Below are 4,963 nucleotides of genomic sequence, written 5' to 3' on the forward strand. Positions count from 1 at the left end.
TTTGAGCGCTTGCCCGCCGTGCTTTTTGGCGCTGCTGATTGGACTTGCTCGGTTTGCGCTTGTGCCGTTTGCGTTTGCGTAGCGTCGTCGTTACCACTCATTAATAAAAATGCAAGCAACCCCCCGACCACCAAAAGTAGTATCAAAATAACGATGATTATGATTAGAACTAAGCTACTGCTTTTTTTGCTTTGCGTCTCTTCAGCCATCTATTCTCCTTAAAATTTTAGCTATAATTATATCTTAAATTTTTGAAAAATGAGAAGGCAATGGTACATAAAACAAATGCCGCGAGGTTTTTAGACGGTAAAAATATCCCCTACGAGCTAGTTGAATACGAAGTGGATGAGAGCGATCTGAGCGCCGTTCACGTAGCTGCCGTTTGCGGTGAGCAAATAGAAAAAATCTATAAAACCATCGTCTGCGAATGCGAGCCTAGAGGCTACGTCGTAGCGTGCATACAGGGCGATTTGAGCTTAAATTTAAAGGCTCTAGCAAGACTTAGCGGGCATAAAAAATGCGAGCTTTTAAACTTAAGAGAGCTTGAAAAAGTGACGGGCTATATCAGGGGCGGCTGCTCGCCGATAGCGATGAAAAAGGCGTTCGAGACGTTTTTTGACGAGAGGATTTTAAAGCAAGATTACGTCTATGTAAGTGCCGGGGTGCGCGGAAAACAGATCAAAATCGCGCCTCAAAGCTTGATAGAAGCTATTAGCGCAAAGCTTGGAGACGTCGCCGTTTAGTAAAATTTAACCCAAAAATGCTAAAATACGCCGTCTTAAAATAAAATAAATTTATAAAGGTAAAATTTTGATAGACGAAATTTTTAGAGAATACGATATACGCGGTATTTACGAGCGCGATCTAAATGAAATCAGCGTCAAAGCGATCGGGTTAAATTTGGGTCGAGAGATGCTACGCCGAGGCGCAAAAAACGTTAGCGTAGGATATGACGCTAGGCTAAGTGCGAATGAGATTTTCGGCTGGCTAGTTAGCGGGCTAAATTTGGCCGGTATCAAAGTCTACGATATCGGCTTGTTACCGACTCCGATTGGCTATTTTAGCGTGTTTTTTAACAAATTTTACGCAAACATAATGATAACCGGCTCTCATAATCCAAAAGAGTACAACGGCTTTAAAATCACGATTTTTAAAGATAGCTATTTTGGTGAGGATTTGCAAAAGTTAAAAATCGCCGTACTAGCGGACATCACGGCAAAAACGCAAATACCGGATGATCTGAGGGCTGAAAAATTCGATATCGCGACGCCTTATAAAAATTTTCTCATAGAGCAGTTTGCGCATCTAAAAGCCTTACCGCTTAAAATCGTTATTGACTGCGCAAACGGCGCGGTCGGAGCAGTACTGCCCGAAATTTGCGAGGCGTTAAATTTGGATGCGAAAATTTTATATCCACAGCCCGACGGCAACTTCCCAAACCACCACCCAGATCCAAGTGAAGAGAAAAACTTAACCGATCTAAAATCTGCGCTAAAAGGCGAATTTGACATAGGATTTGGCTTTGACGGCGACGGCGACCGTATCGCGGTTTTAACCAAAAAGCGCAACATAAAAGGCGACGAACTAGCGTATTTATATAGCCTTGCGATGAAAAATCCGCGCGTGCTGGGCGAGGTCAAATGCTCGCAAAATATGTACGACGAGATCGACGCGCACGGCGGTAAAAGCTTCATGGGCAAGACCGGCCACAGTAACATCAAAAAGGCGATGAAGGAACTAAATATCGATATGGCGGCCGAGGTGAGCGGGCATATTTTCTTTAAGGAGCGATATTTTGGCTTTGACGACGCGACGTATGCGATGTTTCGCGCGCTGGAGCTGGTCGCAAAGGGCTTTAACCTAGACGGAGAGCTAGATAAACTGCCAAAAGTCTTTAGCACCGACGAGATTAAGGTAAAAACGACCGACGCACAGAAATTTAAGCTTGTGGCAAAGCTAAAAGAGGTTTTGGTTGAAATTTACGAAAATGGCGACGTGCAAAATTTGCTAGTAGGTCTTGGTAAAATAGCCGAAATCATCGACATAGACGGAGTTAGAGTGAGATTTGACGACGGTAGCTGGGCGCTAGTACGAGCCTCAAATACGACGCCTGTTATTGTTACGAGATTTGAGGCAAAAGATGAAAAAACTTTGGCAAATTTGCAAATCGTGTTTGATGAATTAATAAAAAAAGAAAGTGCATAATTTTACAAGCCATAATGAGATGGTTTGTAAAATAGGACTAAAATATACTGAAACCATGTTCATCTAATTTTTTGAATTTCCAATATATAATGTTAGTTTAATTGTAAGTATGGTGATACACTTTTTCATAGCTAATAAATCTAATAAATACAATAAAGGAGAAAAAATGAAGCATAATAATGTTGCTTTATGTTTTGTGTTGGGGTGCTCTTTATATGGAGCAGAAAATATTGTTATTGATGCAGATACTCAGGCATCATTCTACACGAGATACTTGGAGAATAATAATGTTTTTGGCGGCTATTATGGTTTTAACCCTGGCGAGACGAGTGGAAGCTATTCTGATAATAGCGTTACGTGGAATGCTACTCCTGCCAATATGGCTAAAAATAGTAGACTCGGAATTCGGATACACGGCGGATTAAATCAATCGATAAGAAACAAAAACGCCTCTAATAATAAAGTATATATCAATGGCGGAGATAGGATACAGTCGGTTTATGGTGGTTCTGCGGAAACAGGGGACGATAGTGCTTCAAATTTTGTAACAATAAACAATGGCAAGATAAGTCAAGATGTTGTAGGCGGACATAGTATTAGAGGTGTAGCTAGTTTAAATTCTGTAACTATAGATGGCGGAACGATAGGCGAAGATGTTATGGGCGGCCATGCCGTAAACGGCGGTAAAGCAAACGGCAATATCGTAACCATAAAAGGCGGTACGATAAAAGGGCAAATTTACGGTGGAAAAGGCAGTGGCGGCAATGTAGATAATATAGTAAATTTAGATGCAAGTTTGTTAAGCTTGCAGACTATTTACGGCGGCGACTCTATATCTAGCGAATTTGCTAAAACCACAAAAGGAAATACTTTAAATATTCGCGGCAAAAATATAGAGGCTGGAAATATCGTAAATTTTGAATATGTTAGTTTTTACCTACCTTCAGACGTGAGAGCTGGCGATACTATTTTAAATTTAAGCGGTAAAATAGGCAATCAGAATAAAAATACCGACTTGACGCGTTCGCTTTTAGCTGTAACCATGGGGGCAGAAAATAATAATCTCAATGTGAACGACAGGATAACTTTAATTTCAAATCCGCATGGTATTTTGTATCCAATAGAGCTTGCGGATAAAATAAAAAATCATAATGAAAATTTACAAGCTATAGCCGGAATATCAACCATATATGAGTTTAATCTACAAAAAGATGGTAGCGATTTGACTGCTCAAGGAAATAATTTGTATGCGGTAGTTGCTAAAAAAGTTAGTCCGCTAAGCCCCCATAACGGCAGTAACGAGCAAAAACTTATAGATACCGTGCAAAAAAGCACATTAGAGCCGACCGTTGGCGCTATAGCCATCATCAATCAAAGCTCTGAAGTCGTTTCAAATATAGACCTTAGCGGCGCAGCCGACAGTGATAAATTAAATGGCGGCGTGGTAACGGGAGCCGCCATATCTAATACTAGACACAATTCAGGTTCGCACGTGGATGTAAAATCAGTATCGTTTGCCGTTGGAGTTGCTAAAGAATTTAAAGATGTTCTTACAGGTGCCTTTTTAGAATTTGGAGGCGGAAATTATGATACTTTTAATGAATATAGCGGTACTTTTGGCGGAAGAAGTGTAGGTGACATTAAAGGCGAGGGAAAGATGCGTTATTATGGCATAGGGCTTCTTGGTAAAGCAAGTTTGCCTGCAAATTTCTATACTGAAGCTACCGTAAAGATGGGTAAAATAAAAACCGATTACGAAACGGTATTGCCTAACGGCGTAAAGGTTGACTATGATGTATCAAGGAGCTACTACGGCGGACACGTGGGGTTAGGTAAAATATTTGAAATAACTGATTTTTCAAATATTGACATATATTCTAAAGTATTTTTTACTAGAGTCGGCAAAAAGCAAGTAGAATTAAATAGCGAAAGGATATTGCTAGGCAAAAGTGACTCGTTAAGAGCAAAAGTAGGTTTTAAATTTTCTCAGGACATAAATGATGATATTCTTTGGTTTGCCGGTCTGGCATACGATAGGGAATTTAAAGGAAAATCAAACGGCTATAATCTAACGTATGGCACGGATATTATTTCGCCTTCTATGAAAGGTAACACCGGCACGGCCGAGTTTGGATTAAAATTTAAAGCACAAAAAGGATTTGAGACAAATTTGAAATTTGAAGGCATGGTTGGTAAAAGAGAAGGTGTTACCGCTGCGGCTGAGATTATGTATAAATTTTAAATAAATTTCTTTACTTCAAGGCTCTATATAGACGCCTTGAAGTAAAATCTTTGTATTTATGTGAGCTTGGGTTATGTAAACTTACATCCACTCCAAAACCTGCGTGATATCGCCTGCGACGAAGCATTTTAGCCCCTGCGCGTCAAGCGGCTTGCTTGGTACGATCGCGTTTTTAAATTTCTGAGTTTTGGCCTCTTTTAGGCGCTGATCGAGGTTAAATATCTCGCGAATCTCGCCGTTTAGGCTAAGCTCACCCATAAATACGCTCTCCTTGCTGATCGGACGATTTTTAAAGCTGGAGATGATCGCTGCGCCCCCGGCTAGATCGGCCGCCGTTTCGCTGATCTTAACCCCGCCGCTCACGTTGATGAAAACATCGTAGTGGCCTAGCGGTATTTCGAGCTTACGCTCAAGCAACGCCAGCAGCATATCTAGGCGGTTTTTATCAAAGCCGGTGGAGCTGCGTTTGGGATACGCGCTCTCGCACACGAGCGCCTGTATCTCGACGCTAAGCGC

The 4,963-nt window shown here is 41.1% G+C and carries 4 protein-coding genes and 1 pseudogene; 3 read left to right on the forward strand and 2 right to left on the reverse strand.

The window, feature by feature from the left end:
• Positions 1-209 (reverse strand): annotated as a pseudogene (locus H740_RS04690) (flagellar basal body-associated protein FliL); the annotation flags it as partial.
• Positions 210-269: 60 nt separating this feature from the next.
• Here H740_RS04690 and ybaK point away from each other — a divergent pair.
• The 3 genes from ybaK to H740_RS04710 all read left to right on the forward strand — a co-directional run bounded on the left by ybaK (position 270) and on the right by H740_RS04710 (position 4,447).
• Entirely contained in the window at positions 270-743 is a 474-nt protein-coding gene (ybaK, locus tag H740_RS04695; protein WP_002951875.1) for a Cys-tRNA(Pro) deacylase, read from the forward strand.
• Positions 744-810: 67 nt separating this feature from the next.
• Entirely contained in the window at positions 811-2,205 is a 1,395-nt protein-coding gene (locus tag H740_RS04700; RefSeq protein ID WP_002951877.1) for a phosphomannomutase/phosphoglucomutase, read from the forward strand.
• A gap of 166 nt (positions 2,206-2,371) precedes the next feature.
• Positions 2,372-4,447, forward strand: coding sequence for an autotransporter outer membrane beta-barrel domain-containing protein (locus tag H740_RS04710; protein WP_156318399.1), 2,076 nt, complete (start codon positions 2,372-2,374; stop codon positions 4,445-4,447).
• A gap of 81 nt (positions 4,448-4,528) precedes the next feature.
• Here the strand turns inward: H740_RS04710 and H740_RS04715 are convergent.
• The coding region (locus H740_RS04715) for a magnesium chelatase domain-containing protein (protein ID WP_002951886.1) at positions 4,529-4,963 on the reverse strand (435 nt) is incomplete at its 5' end.

The sequence above is a fragment of the Campylobacter showae CC57C genome, assembly GCF_000344295.2.
GTDB lineage: Bacteria > Campylobacterota > Campylobacteria > Campylobacterales > Campylobacteraceae > Campylobacter_A > Campylobacter_A showae_B.

Excerpts from the sequence above, each read along its gene's own strand:
- H740_RS04710 (WP_156318399.1), top strand. The coding sequence starts at position 2,372 with ATGAAGCATAATAATGTTGCTTTATGTTTTGTGTTGGGGTGCTCTTTA.
- ybaK (WP_002951875.1), top strand. The coding sequence starts at position 270 with ATGGTACATAAAACAAATGCCGCGAGGTTTTTAGACGGTAAAAATATC.